This window comes from uncultured Agrobacterium sp., from assembly GCA_913777615.1.
Taxonomy (GTDB): domain Bacteria; phylum Pseudomonadota; class Alphaproteobacteria; order Rhizobiales; family Rhizobiaceae; genus Agrobacterium.
In genome coordinates this window covers 245,836-264,580 of the sequence record CAJYTK010000009.1, presented here as the reverse complement: position 1 = coordinate 264,580, position 18,745 = coordinate 245,836, and the positions used below count along the sequence as shown (strand labels likewise).

The following is an 18,745-nucleotide window of genomic DNA, read 5'->3' as shown; positions in this document are numbered from 1 at the left end:
TTCGAGGGTCGTTAAGGGCGTCAGCGCGCGCCGAAGAGGGCAGAGCCGACACGCACGCTGGTCGCGCCGAATTCGATCGCCGTTTCGAAATCGCCTGACATGCCCATGGAGAGCTTTTCCACACCGCATTCCTTGGCGAGCTTTGCGAGAAGCGCAAAATGCGGGCCGGGATTTTCATCCGCTGGCGGAATGCACATCAGGCCCTCGACGGAGAGCTTCAGCTCATTGCGGCAGAGGTCGACGAAAGCTTTCGTCTCGCGTGGATCGAGGCCTGCCTTCTGCGGCTCCAGCCCGGTATTGACCTGAACATAGAAGCGCAGCGCCCTGCCCTGCTTGGCACATTCTTCCGCCAGCACGCGGGCGATCTTCTCGCGGTCGATGCTTTCGATCACGTCGAACAGTGCCACCGCGTCGGCAGCCTTGTTGGATTGCAGCGGGCCGATCAGATGCAGCTCAATGTCCGGGGTCTTGTCCTTCAGCGCCGGCCATTTGCCCTGCGCTTCCTGAACCCGGTTCTCGCCGAAGACACGCTGGCCGCAATCGATGACCGGCTGGATGGCGTCGCCATCGAAGGTTTTCGAGACGGCAATCAGGGTGACTTCGCCGGGCGCTCTGCCCGCCCTCTCGGCTGTGGTGGCAATCCGCTCCTTAATGTCGGCAAGACGGGCTTCGATGTCCATGGGAAACCTCTGTTCTATCTCAGACTGTGTTGTGTTCGTCCTAGAGCCGTGGTGGCTTGATGCCAAGCATCAATGTCACCATTTAAGCGCTGTATTCCAAGTTTGCGCCCCCTAACGCCCTGCAAAACTTGACGCATCGGCCGTTTCATGGTGAAGGTCAGCGCGCATTACCCCCTCGATACCCGGATTTCAGAAGTATGGCCATCGAACGTTATAATCCTCGCGACGCCGAGCCGCGCTGGCAGCAGCAGTGGAACGAAGACAAGGTCTTCGTGACCGACAATAGCGACACCCGCGAGAAATATTACGTCCTCGAGATGTTCCCGTACCCGTCCGGTCGCATTCATATGGGCCATGTGCGCAACTATGCGATGGGCGATGTAGTCGCCCGCTACAAGCGCGCACGCGGCTACAATGTGCTGCATCCCATGGGTTGGGATGCCTTCGGCATGCCGGCAGAAAACGCCGCGATGCAGAACAAGGTTCACCCGAAGGACTGGACCTATCAGAACATTGCCACCATGCGTGGCCAGCTGAAATCCATGGGTCTGTCGCTGGACTGGAGCCGTGAATTTGCGACCTGCGACGTGGATTATTACCACCGTCAGCAGTCGCTGTTCATCGACTTCATGCAGAAGGGTCTGGTCTATCGCAAGCAGTCCAAGGTCAACTGGGACCCGGTCGACCATACCGTTCTGGCCAACGAACAGGTGATCGACGGTCGCGGCTGGCGTTCCGGTGCGCTGGTCGAACAGCGTGAGCTAACACAATGGTTCTTCCGCATCACCGATTTCAGCCAGGATCTGCTGGATTCCCTGGACGAGCTGGATCAGTGGCCGGAAAAGGTCCGGCTGATGCAGAAGAACTGGATCGGCAAGTCCGAAGGCCTGTCGCTGCGCTGGCAGACGGTGGCCGCCACTGCGCCGGAAGGGTTCAGTGACATCACGGTTTACACCACGCGCCCAGACACTCTGTTTGGTGCTTCGTTCCTGGCGATCGCTGCGGATCATCCGCTGGCGAAAGCCTTGGCCGAGAACAATACCGCCATTGCCGAGTTCTGCGACGAATGCCGTCGTCAGGGCACGTCTCTGGCTGCTTTGGAAACGGCTGAGAAGCGCGGCATGGATACCGGCGTCAAGGTCGTCCATCCTCTGGATTCGTCCTGGGAGCTGCCGGTCTATATCGCCAACTTCGTGCTGATGGATTACGGCACCGGCGCGATCTTCGGCTGCCCGTCTGGCGACCAGCGCGACCTGGATTTTGCCCGCAAATATGGCTTGCCAGTCGTTCCGGTCGTCATGCCGGAAGATGGCGATGCAGCAAGCTTCACCGTTGGTGATACGGCTTATGTCGATGACGGCGTGATGATCAATTCCCGCTTCCTGGACGGCATGAAGACCACGGACGCCTTCGAAGCGGTCGTGACCAAGCTGTCGCCGCAGATGCTGGGTGACGCCCCACAGGCGGAGCGCAAGGTCAATTTCCGCCTGCGCGACTGGGGCATTTCCCGTCAGCGTTATTGGGGTTGCCCGATCCCGGTCATCCATTGCGAAGTCTGCGGCGTCGTGCCGGTTCCGAAGAAGGATCTGCCGGTCAAGCTGCCGGACGACGTCACCTTCGATGTCCCCGGCAATCCGCTGGATCGCCACCCGACATGGCGTCACGTCGCCTGCCCGCAATGCGGCCACGATGCGCGGCGCGAAACCGACACCATGGATACGTTTGTCGATTCCAGCTGGTACTTCACCCGCTTTACCGCACCTTGGGAGAATGAGCCGACCGATCCAAAGGTCGCCAATCGCTGGCTGCCGGTCGACCAATATATTGGCGGCATCGAACACGCGATCCTGCACTTGCTCTATTCGCGCTTCTTTACCCGCGCGATGAAGGAAACTGGCCATGTGGATGTGAAGGAGCCTTTCAAAGGCCTGTTCACCCAGGGCATGGTGGTGCATGAGACCTATCGCCTGGGCGAAGGCCAAAACGGCCAATGGGTCGTACCGGCCGATATCCGCATCGAGGATGTCGACGGTAAGCGTCGTGCCTTCATGCTGGAGGGCGGCGCGGAGGTGACGATCGGCTCCATCGAGAAGATGTCGAAGTCGAAAAAGAACGTGGTCGATCCAGACGATATCATCGCCTCTTACGGCGCCGATACCGCGCGCTTCTTCGTGCTATCCGATAGCCCGCCGGATCGAGATGTAATCTGGTCGGAAGCGGGTGTCGAAGGAGCGCATCGTTTCGTACAGCGCGTCTGGCGCATAATCGGCGAAGCTGCCGACGAATTGAAGGCTGCCAAGGCAGCTCCAGCCACGGCAGGCGAGGGCTTGGCGATTTCCAAGGCCGCGCACAAGACGCTGAAGGCCGTACAGGACGATCTGGACAAGCTTGCCTTCAACAAGGCGATCGCCCGCATCTACGAACTGGTCAACGCACTGGCTGGTCCGTTGGCCGAGGTTGCTGCCGGTGGCAAGGCGGATGACGTGAAGGCTGCGGCGCGCGATGCCGCAGAAATACTCATCCGCATGATTGCGCCGATGACGCCGCATCTGGCGGAAGAGTGCTGGAAGGTTCTTGGCAATTCCGGTCTGGTTGCTCAGGCGGCATGGCCTGTCTTCGTGCCAGCGCTGGTCGAAGAGAACGAGGTTGTTCTGCCGATCCAGATCAACGGCAAGAAGCGTGGCGAATTGACAATCGCCCGCGATGCGGATCAAGATACCGTACGCGCCGCCGTGCTGGAACTGGATGCCGTCAAGGCGGCACTCGCCGGTTCAGAGCCGAAGAAGATCATCGTGGTTCCACAAAGGATCGTGAACATTGTTGTTTGATGCCTATTCCAGATGGGGCCGCATAGCCGCCGCAGTGTCTGTCGTCGTTTTGTCTGGTGCGCTTGCGGGCTGCCAGGTTCGCCCGCTCTATGGCGTGGAATCGGGAACGCGTGAGAAGCTTGCCTCCGTCAGCTTCTCATCCGCTGGCGACCGCATCACACAGGAGGTTCGCAACCACCTGATCTTCCTCGCCTATGGCGGGCAGGGCGCTCCCACCAAGACGGATTATCAGGTCAAGCTGGTGGTTTCCTCCAGCGCCAGCTCCACCGAGGTTACCAACGACACCAGCCTGTCGGTCGGCAAGAGCAACTATGACGGTCCTTATCCGGGTCGCGTGACGATGACCGGTCAATATGTGCTGACGCGCATGTCCGACGGTCAGGTGCTGCGGTCCGCAAAGCGCACCGTCACCGCCATGCTCGACCTGCCGCAGCAGGAATTCGCCAAGATCCGTGCGATCCGTGACGGCGAAAACCGTGCGGCGCGTGAACTGGCAGAGATCATTCGCACGGACATTGCCGCCACGCTCAGCCGATAAGCTGCGATCATGACGGAAATCAAGTCTCATGAATTCGAACGCTTCGCCGAAAATCCGGCGGAGCGTTTTCGCATCTTTGTCCTATATGGACCGGATCGCGGACTGGTATCGGAACGTGCTGCGATCATTGCAAAAAAGACCGGTATCGATCCGAATGATGCCTTCGCCTCGCTGAAACTTGCCGTCACCGACCTGCAGGGCGACCCAGGACGGCTTTTGGACGAGGTGAACGCCATTGGCCTCTTTGGCGGCGAAAAGCTTGTCTGGGTCAAGGGTGCGGCCAATGAAAAGCCGTTGGTCGATGCGCTTCAGGTGCTGGCGGATAGTCCGCCAGAGACAAGCTTTCTCATTATCGAGGCAGGCGACCTTAAAAAAGGCACGGGGCTTCGCAAGATCGCCGAGCCCTCACGCGCTATTGCCGCCATTCCTTGCTATGCCGATGATGCAAGATCGTTGAACGCGTTGATCGATCATGAGCTTGCCGATGAAAATTTAAGGATCACGCCAGCGGCACGACAGCGGCTAATCGAGTCGCTGGGTGGCGACCGCATTGCCTCACGCAACGAGGTGAAGAAACTGGCGCTCTACTGCCGTGGCCGAGATGTGATCGAGGAAGACGATGTCGAGGCGATCATTGGCGATGCCAGTGCGGTGTCTGCGGACGACGCCGTGGACGCGATCCTCAAGGGCGATCGCAACGGCTTCTTTCACGCTAGCCAGAAGATCATCTCCTCGAAGACGCCGATCTTTCTTGTGCTGCAGGGATGCCTAAGGCAATTTCAGTTGCTCGACCAGATGCGGGCCGAAATGGACGAGAAGAAGCTTCAGGCAGGCCAAGTGATGCAGACGCTTGGGCGCGGCATTCATTTTCGCCGCAAGCCGATCATCGAGCGAGCGCTACGCACATGGCAGCCGGCAGCGATTGCCAGAGAAATGAACCGGTTGCAGTCAGCGATCCTGCAAAGTCGCCAGCGTCAGAGCCTGGAAGAGAGCGTGGCGCTTCTGACGCTGCTTGCCACAACCCTGCAAGCGGGTAGGGGCGGCTGATCTTTCTATCGATCGAGAGAAATGAAAAAGCCTCCGCGGCGGGTGCCGGGAGGCTTTTAATATTTACACAGAGCTGACTTGTATCAGTCGCCTTTGCCAGGCTCAGCGGAGAAGTAGAGGTCGAGCTTGCCCTCGACGCCGTCCATCTCCTTGGCTTCCGGCAGCGGATCGCGCTTGACCGTGATGTTTGGCCAGATAGCAGCATATTCCGCATTGATTTTCAGCCACTTGTCGAGGCCCGGCTCGGTATCTGGCTTGATCGCCTCGGCGGGACATTCCGGCTCGCACACGCCGCAATCGATGCATTCGTCAGGGTTGATGGCGAGGAAGTTTTCACCTTCGTAGAAGCAATCCACGGGGCAGACTTCAACACAATCAGTGTACTTGCAGCGAATGCAATTATCGGTCACGACATACGTCATGAAGAACTCCAGAATATGCAGGCCGGGTCAGTGGCTTTCGAACACAAGCCTTCGCCCGGAATTCAGACAGGGCATTTTCGCAAGTGACGTAATGCCTTTGACCCAAGATAGCAAGGATAAACCATGCTGAAAAAAGCGAGCAAAATAGTCGTTTATTCTAATCTGGATCGTTATCCCTCTCCGAGATGAACCTGTCTAGCGCCCGGCGTTCCTTCTTGGTCGGACGACCGCTGCCTGGCTGGCGAACAGCCTGCTCCAGCAGGGTCAAGCGATCCTTCGGTTCGCGGGGAGGGGTTTGATCGTCATACAGAAGCCTGGCCTCTTCATAAGGCCCGCGCCGCTCGCCCGCCGCCTTGACGATGAGAATGCGGTCCATCCGCTCGACGGAGATATCGAGCTTGTCACCGGGCTTTACCATATGGCTGGCTTGGCGGATGGGCGCGCCATTGACCCGGATATTGCCCGACTGAATGTAGCTCTGGGCAATCGATCGGGATTTTGCCATACGGGCGAAGAACAGCCACTTGTCGAGGCGCTGACGCCCGGCTTCGAGTGGCTGTTCCTTTTGACCCATAGACTTACTTCTTCAGCTGCTCCTTGAGAGCAGCGAGCTTGGCGAAAGGCGAATCCGGATCCATCGGCTTTTCCTTGCGCGGTGGCTTTGCCTCGAAACGCTGCTGACCCTGCGGCTTGCCGCCGCGATCGTTGCGTTCGGGACGATCCTTGCGCTCGCCCCGATCAGGACGATCGCCACGATTGTTGTTGCCGCGTGCCTTATTGTCCGGACGGCCGCCTTCGCGCTTGCGATCGCCATCACGGTTAGCGTCACGATTGGCATTGTGGCGGTTGCCTGGACGACCTTCGCCCGCTTCGCGACGTTCGCCTTCGCCGCGGTTACCGGCACTGCGGTTGCCCGGGCGGCGGTTATCGCTGCGCTGATTGTCGTTGCGGCCACCTGGACGCCACAGAAGGACCGGCTTCGGCTCAGCGTTTTCAGCCGTCGCTTCCTCGGTCTTGCCTTCTTCAGACGTGCTTCCTTCGGTTTTCGGCTCTTCAGCCTTCACCTCTGCAACTGTTTCGACCGGCGCTTCGGCAGAGGCTTCCTGTTCGGAGGCATCGGAGGCGTCCGCATCGTCATTTGCAGCGTCTTCAGCTGGAGCGGCGTCTGTCACACCTGCCTTGGCAGGCTCGCCGCTCTGTGCGGCCAGGAAAGTCGCTGCCTCTTCTGCAGAGACCTGATCGGCACGGTAGCCGAGACCCTTGAGGATCTCTTCCATGTCGTCCAGCGTCGCGCCGAGGATCGACAGCATTGCTGTGGTGGTGGTGAAGCGGCGACCGTCATAGGCGCCTTCTGGGCGCGGTTGCTGACCGGGCTTCCACTGCAGCAGCGGACGGATGAGGTCTGCCAGGCGCTCGAGAATATCGATGCGCACGGCGCGCTTGCCGAGGAAACGGAAACCAGCAAGCTTGTAGAACATGCGCTCGAAGCCGGGATCGGTCACGACCGAGGTGCGGCCAGCGGCCAGAACTGGAATGAGATCGCCATAGCCCGGCTTGCCAAGACCGTCATTCTTCAAGGCCCAGAGCAGTGTCACGAGCTCGGCAGGCGCCGGCTTCAAAAGTGCAGGCAGAAAGACGTGATAGGCGCCGAAGCGGATGCCGTAACGGCGCATGGAAGCGCGCGCGTCCTGGTCCAGCGTCTTGACCTCCTCGGCCACATCACGACGGAACAGGATGCCGAGATTTTCGACCAACTGGAACGCCAGGCCCTTGGCAAGACCCTGCAGGTCTTCGGCACGAGAAATATCGTCGAGCGGCTTCAGCACCGTCGCGATCTGATGATTGACGAAGCGCTCGATGCGGGCAAGCGCGTGGTCACGCGCATTGCCGCTCAACTGCTCGTCGGCCAGCATAATGACGCGTGGCTTCATGATGTTGTCGCCAGCGGCCAGACGCGCCACGGGCTCACCGAGCCAGCGGACGAGGCCGTCCGAGCTCAAGGCGAGGTCGCCGTTGCCACTGGCATGGAGGCGGGCGGCACGCGCCTCGTACTCCAATGCGAGCGCCTTTTGCGCTGCCGCCTGCACGGCCTTGGCATCCGGGCCTTCGGTTCCCGAAACCGGGGTGAACCGGAATCCCGCCAATTGACCGACATGATGTCCTTCTACGAAGACATCACCATTCACACTGATTTCAGCTTCAAGCATCGCATTCTCTCTTAGGCGCCTCATGAGCACAGATGTCCTGCGATCAACAAAGCGTTTCGTCAACCTTTCATGTAGCGCATCGGACAATCGATCCTCGATTTCCCGTGTCTTTTCTTGCCAGTGTGTCGGATCGGCAAGCCATCCTGGGCGGTTGGATACATACGTCCATGTTCTGATCTGCGCAATCCTGGCGGAAAGCGTGTCGATCTCACCGTCTGTCCGGTCGGCGCGGCGCACCTGTTCGGCCATGAAATTCTCATTGACCGTACCGCGTTTCACCAAATCGAAATAGAGGGTCGAAATCAGATCGGCATGTTGTGCAGGCGCGATGCGGCGATAGTCCGGCAAAGCGCAGGCTTCCCACAATCTTTCGACACGCTCCGCCGTCGTGGTGACGTCGATGATCTCCGGATAGCGCGCCAGATATTCAAGCGCCTGCTGGTCGATGGCGGGAAGCGCACGTGACAGGCCCTGCACCGTTGGTGCGGCGTCAAGGCTCGCCTGGAGATTTCTGATGGATGAGAAATCAAAATTCTTGGTGCGCCATTGCAGCACTTTGACCGGATCGAACTCGTGTGATTCGATCCGCTCCACCAGCTCATCGTCCAGCGGATCGACCCGGCCCGTGACGCCAAAGGTGCCGTCGCGCAAATGACGTCCGGCACGACCGGCGATCTGGCCCATTTCAGCCGGGTTCAGATTGCGGAACTGGTAGCCGTCGAATTTACGGTCCTGGGCAAAGGCCACGTGGTCGACATCGAGGTTCAGACCCATGCCGATGGCATCGGTCGCGACAAGGTATTCCACATCGCCATTCTGATAAAGGCCGACCTGGGCGTTGCGGGTGCGGGGAGACAGCGCGCCAAGAACGACGGCAGCACCGCCGCGCTGACGACGTACCAGTTCGGCAATCGCATAGACCTCGTCGGCGGAGAAGGCGACGATGGCCGAACGCTGCGGCAGGCGGGTGATCTTCTTCGAGCCCGCATAGAAGAGCTGTGAGAGGCGAGGGCGCTCGACCATCACGATGCCCGGCAGCAGCTTTTCGAGAATGGGCCGCATAGTGCCGGCACCCAAAAGTAGCGTCTCTTCCTTGCCGCGCAAGTGCAGGATGCGGTCGGTGAAGATGTGGCCGCGTTCCAGATCGCCCGCGAGCTGTACCTCGTCGATGGCGACGAAGGCGGCATTGGTTTCGCGCGGCATCGCTTCCACTGTACAGACGGAATATTTGGCGCGGGGAGGGGAGATCTTCTCTTCGCCGGTGATCAGCGCGACGTTGTTGGCGCCGACCTTTTCCACCAGTCGCGTATAGACCTCGCGCGCCAGCAGGCGCAGCGGCAGGCCTATGACCCCGCTTCCATGCGCCACCATTCTTTCAATGGCATAATGGGTCTTGCCGGTATTTGTCGGTCCAAGAACGGCCGTTACACCGCGGCCGCTCAAGATCATGGGGCGAAAATTCAACGTACTATCCGCGAAAACGACGATGCTGCTACTCTTCGGACACGGCGTGAGGGCGCCCGCATTTTAGTCCTTCACACATGGCAATCGAGAGGGCCAAACGCAAGGACGAAAGCGTTATCAGCGGCGTCTTCGCTCATTTGATTGCCGGATACGGTCGCGCAAAACGCTTTTTTACCGAGAAACGCCAAAGCCACAAGATTCGGAACAGGTTGAGAACGAATCAGAGACGAATCGCTGACTCCAGAAGATTCAGTCTTTGTTCACGGCAAGATGTGGCTTTCTCTGCCGTCAAAGCCACCAGATGCTGAATCAGATGTCGCTAAAGAACGATGCTGGCTACAGAGGTTGTCCCGCCAGCAGCTTTGGGCCATTGCGATCCGAGGTTCCGGCAGCTTGGCCGATAAAGTAGGATTTGAGCGCTGGAATCCGGTCGACGAGGCCAAGCCCGAAATCGCGCGCGACGCGGATAGGGCCGACATCGTTTGAAAAAAGACGGTTCAGCACGTCGGTTGTCACGCCCATACGCACGGTATCGAAGCGGCGCCAGGACTGGTAGCGCTTCAGCACGTTGAGAGAACCGATATCGAGCCCGATGCGATCGGCCTCGATGACGGTTTGCGCCAACGCTGCCGCATCCTTGAAGCCAAGATTGAGCCCTTGGCCGGAAATTGGGTGAATGCCGTGAGCGGCGTCGCCGGCCAGCGCAATGCGCGGTGCGACGAAAGCGCGGGCGAGCGTGAGGCCAAGAGGGAAAGCGCGGCGCGGACCGACGGGGCGGATTGGTCCGAGCTTGTGGCCGAAGCGCCGCTCAAGCTCTTCTTCGAAAATCAGATCGTCGGACGCAACGAGACTGTCGGCGTCCGCAGTACGTTCGGTCCACACCAGCGAGGAGCGATTGCCTTTAAGCGGCAGGATGGCGAATGGGCCGGACGGCAGGAAATGCTCTTCCGCGCAGCCATTGTGCGGGCGTTCGTGCTCGACAGTGGTGACGATGCCAGACTGGTCATAAGCCCAGTGGACAGTCTTGATGCCAGCCATGTCGCGCAGCGCCGATTTGACGCCATCACAGGCGACCAGCAGACGTGTCTCAAACGACGATCCGTCGGAAAGAGAAATCACGTTGCTCTGTGGTCCTGCGGAAAAGCCGGTAACGCTAAGGCCATGGCGTATCTCGATGCCGAGTCGCTCGCAAAGACTACGCAGAGCGCCGACCATGGCGACGTTCGGCACCATATGCGCAAAGGGCTGGCCTTCCGCCACATCGCCATCGAAGGTCAGAAACACCGGACGAACGGGATCTGCCGTGCGCGAATCCGTCACGATCATCTTGTTGATCGGCTGTGCTTCCGGCTCCAGCTCCTGCCAGATGCCGAAGACATCCAGCATGCGGCTTGCGGCCGCAATGATTGCGGAAGCCCGCACGTCTTTCTTCCAGACGTCTTCGGGCGCAGCCTCGATGACCTGTACGCCCAGATGCGGCGCTGCCTGCTTGATGGCGACAGCAACGCTCAAGCCCACATATCCGCCCCCGGCAATCACGACATCAAGCATTGCGTCTTCTCCTGCGCCTTGCGTTCTTGTGCATAGTGTCCTCCCATTATAGACCATCCCATCACGTCTTCATACAGCCGGAGCATGCCGAAATGTCGCATTCTTCTCATTCATCAAGCCCGATGGAAAATCTTGTCGCCACGCTTGATCTTGAAAAACTTGAAGAAAATCTCTTTCGCGGCACCAGTCCGCAGGTCGGGTGGCAGCGTGTCTTTGGCGGTCAGGTCATTGCGCAGGCATTGATGGCAGCGCAGCGAACGGTGGATGCGGACCGCTATATCCATTCGCTGCATGCCTATTTCATGCGGCCGGGTGATCCTCTCGTGCCGATCGTCTATCAGGTCGATCGTATTCGCGATGGGGCAAGTTTTGCCACGCGGCGCATCGTTGCCATCCAGCATGGCCATGCGATCTTTTCCATGTCCGCCTCGTTCCAGATTGAGGAAGGCGGTTTCGATCATCAAAGCGAAATCCCGAACGTCCCGCAGCCGGAAAGCCTGATGAGCGAGGCGCAGTTGCAGGAAGCCTTTCTCGCCAATGCGCCGCCTGCGATCCGCAAATACTGGGAGAACAAGCGGCCGATCGAAATCCGCCCTGTGTCGCTCACGCATTATATTTCCAAGGAAAAGCTCGACCCCAAGCAGGATATCTGGGTGAGAGCGGTCGGCGATGTGCCAAACGACAGGCATTATCAGGCAGCCGTTCTCGCCTATCTTTCCGACATGACGCTGCTCGATACGTCGCTTTATGCTCATGGAACGACCATCTTCGATCCGACGATCCAGGTAGCGAGCCTCGACCACGCCATGTGGTTTCACCGCCCCTGCAAGTTGGAAGACTGGCTGCTCTACACGCAAGACAGCCCGAGCGCATCTGGTGCTCGCGGATTGACCAGAGGCAGCCTTTTTACCCGCAACGGCGTCCTTATTGCCTCGATGGCGCAAGAGGGCCTGATTCGCAAACGAGCAAATGACTAAAAAATACTCAAATTAAAAAAATCGCCCATAAATTGCTCGCCTAAAGTGCGGACAATTGCCTGTTTTGCGGCCGAATTATTTATAGTCTTTACTTTTCAATTGCTTATGTCCCTCGTGCGCAAACTGGCACGGCCTTTGAATATAGAGTGGCAGTCGCTGTTACTGATCTGCCAGCGGCAAGGAGAGTCGGCTCCATGCCGAGCACAAACAAAGGATGGGAAACCAGATGAAAATTGTGATGGCCATTATCAAGCCGTTCAAGCTGGATGAGGTGCGCGAGGCTCTCACCGCCCTCGGCATTCAGGGCCTGACCGTCACCGAGGTCAAGGGTTACGGACGTCAGAAGGGGCATACCGAGATTTATCGCGGTACCGAATATGCGGTCAGCTTTCTTCCCAAGCTGAAGATCGAGATCGCGGTGGCGTCCGACGTCGTGGAAAAGGCAGTCGATGCAATCGCATCCGCGGCCAAGACGGGGCAGATCGGCGACGGCAAGATTTTCGTCTACTCGATTGAACAGGCAGTGCGTATCCGCACCGGCGAAACGAACACAGAAGCGCTTTAAAGCTCGGCTGACAGGGGAGTCCTCACACTATGAACTTCAAGAAAATTTCCACACTCAGCGCGCTTAGCGCCGGTGCGGCAGCCCTCCTGGCGCCGGTCATCTCTTTTGCACAGGACGCCGCGGCCCCCGCAGCGGCCGCTGCCGCCGCGGTCCCGGACAAGGGCGACACCGCCTTCATGTTCCTCTCCACCCTTCTGGTGCTGTTCATGGCCGTTCCGGGTCTGGGTCTGTTCTACGGCGGTCTCGTTCGCGCCAAGAACATGCTTTCGGTTCTCATGCAATGCACGGTCATCGCTGCGACCGTCATGATCGCCTGGGTCGCCTACGGCTACTCCTTCGCTTTCGGCGGTTCTGAAAGCCCGTTCTTCGGCGGCTTTGCCAAGCTCTTCCTCGCTGGCGTCACCAAGGATACGACCGCTGCGACCTTCTCGCAGGGCGTCGTCATTCCGGAATACATCTTCGTGATGTTCCAGATGACGTTTGCAGCCCTGACACCGGCGCTGATCATCGGTGCCTTTGCCGAACGCATCAAGTTCTCTGCCTCGATCCTCTTCTGCCTGCTCTGGGTCACCTTCGTCTACTTCCCGATCGCCCACATGGTGTGGGATGCCAAGGGCTATCTCTTCGGCCTCGGCGCACTTGATTTTGCTGGCGGCACGGTCGTTCACATCAATGCCGGTGTCGCCGGTCTCATCGGTGCGATCATGGTTGGCAAGCGCACGGGTTACGGCAAGGACATGATGGCTCCGCACTCCATGACGCTGACTTATGTCGGCGCAGCCATGCTGTGGGTTGGCTGGTTCGGCTTCAACGCCGGTTCCAATCTCGAAGCCTCCGGTGGCGCGATGCTCGCAACCGTCAACACATTCGTCGCCACGGCTGCTGCCATCCTCTCCTGGTGCCTGGTTGAAAGCTTTACGCGCGGCAAGGCTTCCATGCTGGGTGCGGCTTCCGGTATGATCGCCGGTCTCGTGGCCATCACGCCTGCTGCCGGCATTGCCGGTCCGATGGGCGCGATCATCATGGGTCTGCTCGTCTCGCCGATCTGCTACTTCTTCGTCTCGGTGGTGAAGAACAAGTTCGGCTACGACGATACGGCTGACGTCTTCGGCGTTCACGGCGTTGGCGGCCTCTTCGGCGCTCTCGCAACCGGCATCTTCGCCAGCGCGTCTCTCGGTGGCGTCGGTTACGCCGGCGAACAGACCATGGGCGGTCAGTTCATGGTTCAGGTTCAGGCTGTCGTCATCACCATCCTGTGGACGGGTATCGGCTCTGCGATCCTCTACAAGATCGTCGACATCATCGTCGGTCTGCGTGTGCCGGTCGAAGCCGAACGCGAAGGTCTCGATCTCGCGTCCCACGGCGAAGCTGCCTACCACAACTAAGATCATTCGGGTGCCTGCGCACCCGAACCTTGCTTTATCGAAGCCCGGCGATCGCCTCGCCGGGCTTATTTTTTTTTGACGCGCTGAGCTTGGTAAACGAGTTTTCCCGTGGTTAATGCCGCATTAACCACCGTGCCGCTATTTTGCCCTGTCATCCCTGCTTCGGTCACGAAGCTCCGGAAACACTAAGGACGACAGGTTCAACATATGGGCAGAGTGAATTCTCCGACATTCGAGGGCCGCGACAATCGCTTCGTGCTGACGGCATTCGTCGTGCGACAGATCATGGCGCTGTGTGGTTTTGCCGTTCTGGCAGCATTGGCGCTGGGCGTGACGGCACTCGCGACCTGGAATGTCGCCGACCCCAGTCTTTCCTACGCGACCTCCAACGAGCCCACCAACCTGCTCGGACATAGCGGCGCGATCTTCGCCGATATCATGATGCAGTTTCTCGGCCTGTCGTCGCTGATTGCCATGTTGCCTGTGCTGTCTTGGGCCTTCGTGCTGATTTCCGGCCGAAAACTGACGCGTATGCCAGTCCGTTTGACGGCGTGGATCGGCGGTGCCTTTATCGCTTCGGCTGCGCTTGGCTGTTTTCCGGCCCCTCAGACATGGCCGCTGCCTAACGGGATCGGCGGCGTCATCGGCGACATGATCCTGCGTTTCCCTGCGCTTTTTCTCGGTGCTTATCCTACTGGCACCACAGCGACCGTTCTTGGCTCCATTCTTGCCGTGCCTGCTGCCTGGCTGATGCTGATCGCCTCCGGACTTCTTGGCGCCCTGGATCAGGATGCCGAGGAGCCCTTCGCGCCGCAGGCTGCCACTGCCAGCAAGGTCCGCAAGGTTCAGGCGATCGAAGAGGACGGCGAAGATGACGGCGAGGGCTTCTTCGCCAACGCCCTGGCCTTTGGCGCGCTTGCTCATTACTGGTACATCACCCAGGCAAGGTTGCGCCGTATTCTGCGTCTCAAGCCCAAGTCGCTCACCAATGAGTTCGAGCAGCCTTACGATTTCAACGACTACGAATTCGGGACACTAAACGAGCCATCGCGATTGAAAACAGCGATCAACCGTCTGGAAAGAGCGGAGCCGTCCTTCGAGGAACGGGCAGAAGCGCGTGCCCGACGGCAGGCACCATCCGCCAACGGCGGCGATCTCGACGAGCCCTTCGATGACGAGGATAGCCTGCCGGATGGCATACTCTCCGGCGATGCGCCCTTTGCCGCGCGACCCGCACCGGGAAGCCCAACGCGCATTACCGCGCCACCTGCCCGACCAAAGCCGAGCGAGCGGGTTGCACGCGAAGCGCAAACCTCCTTCATCTCCCCGGATGGCTTCCAGGTCCCCTCAATCCACCTGTTGGCCGAGCCAAAGAATGTCGTCAAAGACAACACGCTGAATGCAGACGTGCTGGAGCAGAATGCCCGCCGTCTGGAAGGCGTACTGGAAGATTTCGGCGTTAAGGGCGAGATCATCCACGTGCGTCCTGGCCCGGTCGTAACACTTTATGAGCTTGAACCTGCGCCCGGCATCAAGTCTTCGCGCGTCATCGGTCTGGCGGACGATATCGCCCGCTCGATGAGCGCCATTGCCGCCCGCGTTGCCGTCGTTCCTGGCCGCAACGCCATCGGCATCGAGCTTCCCAACCGCACGCGCGAGACGGTTTTCTTGCGCGAACTGGTCGGGTCGCGCGATTTCGAAAGCAGCAAGGCCAAGCTGCCCATGGCACTCGGCAAGACCATCGGCGGCGAAGCCGTCATCGCCGACCTCGCCAAGATGCCGCATCTTCTCGTTGCCGGTACCACCGGCTCGGGCAAGTCGGTGGCGATCAACACCATGATCCTGTCGCTCGTCTATCGCATGACACCGGAACAGTGCCGCCTGATCATGATCGATCCGAAGATGCTCGAACTGTCGATCTATGACGGCATCCCGCATCTGCTCTCGCCTGTCGTCACCGATCCGAAGAAGGCCGTCGTCGCCTTGAAATGGACGGTGCGGGAGATGGAAGAGCGCTACAAGAAGATGTCGAAGATCGGTGTTCGCAACATCGACGGCTTCAACACCCGCGTTCAACAGGCGCTCGATAAGGGCGAAGTTCTGACTAGAACCGTACAGACCGGCTTCGACCGCCAGACCGGCGAAGCCATGTATGAGACGGAAGAATTCGATCTGAAGCCGCTGCCCTACATCGTCGTCATCATCGACGAAATGGCCGACCTGATGATGGTGGCGGGCAAAGACATTGAAGGTGCTGTGCAGCGCCTTGCACAGATGGCGCGTGCCGCCGGCATTCATGTCATCATGGCGACCCAGCGTCCGTCTGTCGATGTCATCACCGGTACGATCAAGGCGAACTTCCCAACCCGCATATCCTTCCAGGTCACCTCCAAGATCGACAGCCGCACCATCCTTGGTGAACAGGGTGCGGAGCAGCTGCTCGGCATGGGCGACATGCTCTATATGGCAGGCGGCGGGCGCATCCAGCGCGTTCATGGTCCCTTCGTTTCGGACAATGAAGTGGAAGAGATCGTCTCCTACCTCAAGACGCAAGGCTCGCCCGACTATCTCGAAGCGGTCACCGAAGAGGATGAGGACGAGGATGGTGGCGGTCCCGCCGGGACCGGCAACATGGCCGAGTCCGACGACCCCTACGATCAGGCCGTGGCCGTCGTATTGCGTGATGGCAAGGCCTCGACATCCTATGTCCAGCGCAGGCTTGGTATCGGTTACAACCGGGCCGCCTCGCTGATCGAACGGATGGAACAGGAAGGCATCATCGGCCCTGCCAACCACGCCGGAAAGCGCGAAATCCTCGTGCCGACGGAGAATGATTAAGCCTCACATGCCGGATGCGCCACCGCGGGTTGGTCTTTGGCACCCGCCGCCTGTGTGCCGGTTCAGTAACCGCAACCAGGCGTGTGCTTTCGACGTTATAGCCGTCGCTCCATGTCATGAAGCCGCCGTGTTTTTTCGGCACATGGAATGCGATGAAGGAGAACAGAATGAAGAATACCCGCTCGGTCGTTTCCGCTCAGCATTCCGGCCTTGAAAGCAGCATGACGCGCAGAGCTGCGATGACACTGTTTTCGGCAGCGGCAGCCTCTGTAGCACTTTCGCCGGTCGCGGCTTTTGCCCAGGGTGCAGGTGACGGCGCAACGGCGCAGAAGATCGCCAATCACTTCTCGTCGGTCAAGACGATGATGGGCGAGTTCGTTCAGTTCGGCCCGCGTGGCGAACAAACCGGCGGCAAGTTTTATATTTCGCGGCCCGGAAAACTTCGCTTCAACTACGAAGACCCGTCGCCCATGCGCGTGATTGCGGATGGCCGCAACGTCGTCATCGGCAATATGAAGCTGAAGACCTGGGACCTCTATCCGCTGTCAAAGACGCCGCTCAGCCTCTTGCTTTCCGACAAGATCGACCTTAGCAACCAGAAGGTTCGCAGCGTCAAGGAAGAGTCCGATCTGATCACTATCGTTCTCGGTGATAAAAGCATTTTCGGCGATTCCACCATCACGCTGATGTTCGACCCGAAAACCTTCGACCTCCGTCAATGGACGACCACGGACGCCCAGAACAAGGACACGACCGTGATGATCTTCAACGTTCAAACGGGCGTGAACCTCGACGACAAGGTTTTTGCCATCAACTACGAAGACGTCCGCAAACGCGGCTGACGATCGCTCGGCAGAAAGCGGTTTCCGTTTTATGTCCGATGTTATAAGCCTGCCTCCACTCAAGACGAGATGGAGCGTGAGGCATGGCTTTTTCAATAACCACCTGGAACATCAACTCGGTGCGGCTACGCATGCCGATCGTCGAGCAATTCCTGGTGCGTTACAAGCCAGACGTTCTCTGCTTGCAGGAAACCAAGTGCCCGAACGGCGAATTCCCGCTGAAGCCTTTGCGGGCGCTTGGCTATGAGCACATCATTATTCACGGTCAGAAAGGCTATCACGGCGTCGCCATCGCTTCGAAGCTGCCGCTCACAGAAGATCATCGCCAGGATTACTGCGGGGTAGGGGACGCCCGCCATATCTCCGCGCTGGTAGAGTTCGGCAGTCGCCGCATTCGCCTTCATAACTTTTATGTCCCGGCAGGTGGCGATGAGCCGGACCGGTCGATCAATCCGAAGTTCGGCCACAAGCTCGACTTCGTGGAAGAGATGAAGGTGCTGAGCGCTGACAGTATGCCTGGCACTTCGTCTATCCTGGTCGGTGACTTGAACATCGCTCCGTTGGAAAACGACGTCTGGTCGCATAAGCAATTGCTGAAGATCGTCAGCCATACGCCTGTCGAAACGGAGGGGCTCATGGAGGTGATGAAGCGTGGCAACTGGCTCGACCTGATGCGGCTCAACGTGCCGGAGACGGAAAAGATCTACACGTGGTGGAGCTATCGGGCCAAGGACTGGGAGGCCGCCAATCGCGGCCGCCGTCTTGACCATATCTGGTCATCGCAGGATTTGGGCCCGTCGCTCGACCGCATAGAAATCCTGAAGGAAGCCCGCGGTTGGAACCGCCCTTCTGACCACGTGCCTGTCACGGCACATTTCAAGTTCTGAAGATAGCGCCTCTTAGAGAAAGCGCTTTTGCATCGCAGCCGCACTGGAGGCGAGCGCCGCGATATTTCCGCGGATGCGCTCGGTCACCACCTGTGCCACATCCGGAAATTCCTCGATCATACGATGGAAAAGAATACGGGTGATGCGGATGACCTCGGAATCCTGGCGCGCAACGGCCGTAAACTTGCGCTCGCACAGGGTGAAGAGCGCGAGTTCCGACAGAAGGCAGCCACTGCCGACCGTTGCCTGGATTTCGCGCGTACCGTCACGGTCCTCGGTCCAGAGATCGAAGCTTCCATGACAGACGACAAATGCGCATTCGGCGGGAGAGTGCTGGCGAAACAGCATATGCCCTTCAGAAACGCGCCGGCGCTCTGCGCCAAACGCGATCAGCCTCAGCTGGTCCTCGCTGAAACCCTGAAACAGCGGCACCTGCGCGAAAAGCTTGATATCGTCGTTCAACGCCATGAGCTGGTCCAGATGGGAGATCGAAGTCGGAAGCCGCGTCTCTCAA

General features: G+C 59.1%; 15 protein-coding genes. 9 read left to right on the top strand and 6 right to left on the bottom strand.

The genetic code is table 11. The features are described 5' to 3' along the window. Positions 1-20: 20 nt before the first annotated feature. Positions 21-680, bottom strand: a complete 660-nt coding sequence (locus QZ862_RS08745; RefSeq protein ID WP_296099037.1) for a YggS family pyridoxal phosphate-dependent enzyme — start codon at positions 678-680, stop codon at positions 21-23. A gap of 197 nt (positions 681-877) precedes the next feature. Between QZ862_RS08745 and leuS the strand changes: the two genes are divergently transcribed. The 3 genes from leuS to holA are packed head-to-tail and all read left to right on the top strand — an operon-like array spanning position 878 to position 5,093. Continuing rightward, the gene (leuS, locus tag QZ862_RS08740) at positions 878-3,508 is read left to right on the top strand and encodes a leucine--tRNA ligase (RefSeq protein ID WP_296099035.1); all 2,631 of its coding nucleotides are present in this window, start codon (positions 878-880) and stop codon (positions 3,506-3,508) included. Continuing rightward, positions 3,498-4,046, top strand: coding sequence for an LPS assembly lipoprotein LptE (gene lptE, locus QZ862_RS08735; protein ID WP_296034911.1), 549 nt, complete (start codon positions 3,498-3,500; stop codon positions 4,044-4,046). The genes leuS and lptE overlap by 11 nt, the downstream gene beginning before the upstream one ends. 9 nt (positions 4,047-4,055) lie before the next feature. Beyond that, on the top strand, positions 4,056-5,093 hold the full coding sequence (holA, locus tag QZ862_RS08730; protein WP_296099032.1) for a DNA polymerase III subunit delta: 1,038 nt from the start codon (positions 4,056-4,058) through the stop codon (positions 5,091-5,093). Between the two features lie 83 nt (positions 5,094-5,176). On the opposite strand, the gene fdxA is transcribed toward holA, so the two are convergent. From fdxA to QZ862_RS08710, 4 genes are all read right to left on the bottom strand, one after another. Further along, complete coding sequence (gene fdxA, locus QZ862_RS08725) at positions 5,177-5,515, bottom strand: ferredoxin FdxA (protein ID WP_062444698.1); 339 nt, start codon at positions 5,513-5,515, stop codon at positions 5,177-5,179. A gap of 157 nt (positions 5,516-5,672) precedes the next feature. Next, on the bottom strand, positions 5,673-6,089 hold the full coding sequence (locus tag QZ862_RS08720; protein WP_296099029.1) for an RNA-binding S4 domain-containing protein: 417 nt from the start codon (positions 6,087-6,089) through the stop codon (positions 5,673-5,675). Positions 6,090-6,093: 4 nt separating this feature from the next. Continuing rightward, on the bottom strand, positions 6,094-9,171 hold the full coding sequence (locus tag QZ862_RS08715) for a helicase-related protein (RefSeq protein ID WP_296099125.1): 3,078 nt from the start codon (positions 9,169-9,171) through the stop codon (positions 6,094-6,096). Positions 9,172-9,522: 351 nt separating this feature from the next. Then, the gene (locus QZ862_RS08710; protein ID WP_296099026.1) at positions 9,523-10,737 is read right to left on the bottom strand and encodes a ubiquinone biosynthesis hydroxylase; all 1,215 of its coding nucleotides are present in this window, start codon (positions 10,735-10,737) and stop codon (positions 9,523-9,525) included. 92 nt (positions 10,738-10,829) lie between these two features. On the opposite strand from QZ862_RS08710, the gene tesB reads away from it, so the two are divergent. The 6 genes from tesB (at position 10,830) to QZ862_RS08680 (ending at position 18,231) form a co-directional block, all read left to right on the top strand. Next, entirely contained in the window at positions 10,830-11,714 is an 885-nt protein-coding gene (gene tesB / locus QZ862_RS08705; protein ID WP_296076744.1) for an acyl-CoA thioesterase II, read from the top strand. 214 nt (positions 11,715-11,928) lie between these two features. Beyond that, positions 11,929-12,279, top strand: a complete 351-nt coding sequence (locus tag QZ862_RS08700) for a P-II family nitrogen regulator (protein ID WP_062424736.1) — start codon at positions 11,929-11,931, stop codon at positions 12,277-12,279. A gap of 29 nt (positions 12,280-12,308) precedes the next feature. Beyond that, positions 12,309-13,664 (top strand): ammonium transporter, encoded by a 1,356-nt coding sequence (locus tag QZ862_RS08695; RefSeq protein ID WP_296099023.1) that lies wholly within the window; start codon positions 12,309-12,311, stop codon positions 13,662-13,664. Between the two features lie 207 nt (positions 13,665-13,871). Then, the gene (locus QZ862_RS08690; RefSeq protein ID WP_296099020.1) at positions 13,872-16,502 is read left to right on the top strand and encodes a DNA translocase FtsK; all 2,631 of its coding nucleotides are present in this window, start codon (positions 13,872-13,874) and stop codon (positions 16,500-16,502) included. 116 nt (positions 16,503-16,618) lie between these two features. Beyond that, entirely contained in the window at positions 16,619-17,344 is a 726-nt protein-coding gene (locus QZ862_RS08685) for an outer membrane lipoprotein carrier protein LolA (RefSeq protein ID WP_296019185.1), read from the top strand. 83 nt (positions 17,345-17,427) lie between these two features. After that, on the top strand, positions 17,428-18,231 hold the full coding sequence (locus tag QZ862_RS08680; protein ID WP_296099017.1) for an exodeoxyribonuclease III: 804 nt from the start codon (positions 17,428-17,430) through the stop codon (positions 18,229-18,231). A gap of 12 nt (positions 18,232-18,243) precedes the next feature. On the opposite strand, the gene QZ862_RS08675 is transcribed toward QZ862_RS08680, so the two are convergent. Then, positions 18,244-18,699, bottom strand: coding sequence for a cyclic nucleotide-binding domain-containing protein (locus QZ862_RS08675; protein WP_296099014.1), 456 nt, complete (start codon positions 18,697-18,699; stop codon positions 18,244-18,246). Positions 18,700-18,745 lie beyond the last annotated feature (46 nt).

What these genes read in the sequence shown, in the direction of transcription:
- QZ862_RS08685 (WP_296019185.1), top strand. Translation starts at nt 16,619, where the DNA reads ATGAAGCCGCCGTGTTTTTTCGGCACATGGAATGCGATGAAGGAGAAC.
- QZ862_RS08745 (WP_296099037.1), bottom strand. Translation starts at nt 680, where the DNA reads ATGGACATCGAAGCCCGTCTTGCCGACATTAAGGAGCGGATTGCCACC.
- QZ862_RS08700 (WP_062424736.1), top strand. Translation starts at nt 11,929, where the DNA reads ATGGGAAACCAGATGAAAATTGTGATGGCCATTATCAAGCCGTTCAAG.
- QZ862_RS08710 (WP_296099026.1), bottom strand. Translation starts at nt 10,737, where the DNA reads ATGCTTGATGTCGTGATTGCCGGGGGCGGATATGTGGGCTTGAGCGTT.
- leuS (WP_296099035.1), top strand. Translation starts at nt 878, where the DNA reads ATGGCCATCGAACGTTATAATCCTCGCGACGCCGAGCCGCGCTGGCAG.
- QZ862_RS08695 (WP_296099023.1), top strand. Translation starts at nt 12,309, where the DNA reads ATGAACTTCAAGAAAATTTCCACACTCAGCGCGCTTAGCGCCGGTGCG.
- tesB (WP_296076744.1), top strand. Translation starts at nt 10,830, where the DNA reads ATGTCGCATTCTTCTCATTCATCAAGCCCGATGGAAAATCTTGTCGCC.
- QZ862_RS08715 (WP_296099125.1), bottom strand. Translation starts at nt 9,171, where the DNA reads ATGATCTTGAGCGGCCGCGGTGTAACGGCCGTTCTTGGACCGACAAAT.
- QZ862_RS08680 (WP_296099017.1), top strand. Translation starts at nt 17,428, where the DNA reads ATGGCTTTTTCAATAACCACCTGGAACATCAACTCGGTGCGGCTACGC.
- holA (WP_296099032.1), top strand. Translation starts at nt 4,056, where the DNA reads ATGACGGAAATCAAGTCTCATGAATTCGAACGCTTCGCCGAAAATCCG.
- QZ862_RS08675 (WP_296099014.1), bottom strand. Translation starts at nt 18,699, where the DNA reads ATGGCGTTGAACGACGATATCAAGCTTTTCGCGCAGGTGCCGCTGTTT.
- QZ862_RS08690 (WP_296099020.1), top strand. Translation starts at nt 13,872, where the DNA reads ATGGGCAGAGTGAATTCTCCGACATTCGAGGGCCGCGACAATCGCTTC.
- fdxA (WP_062444698.1), bottom strand. Translation starts at nt 5,515, where the DNA reads ATGACGTATGTCGTGACCGATAATTGCATTCGCTGCAAGTACACTGAT.
- QZ862_RS08720 (WP_296099029.1), bottom strand. Translation starts at nt 6,089, where the DNA reads ATGGGTCAAAAGGAACAGCCACTCGAAGCCGGGCGTCAGCGCCTCGAC.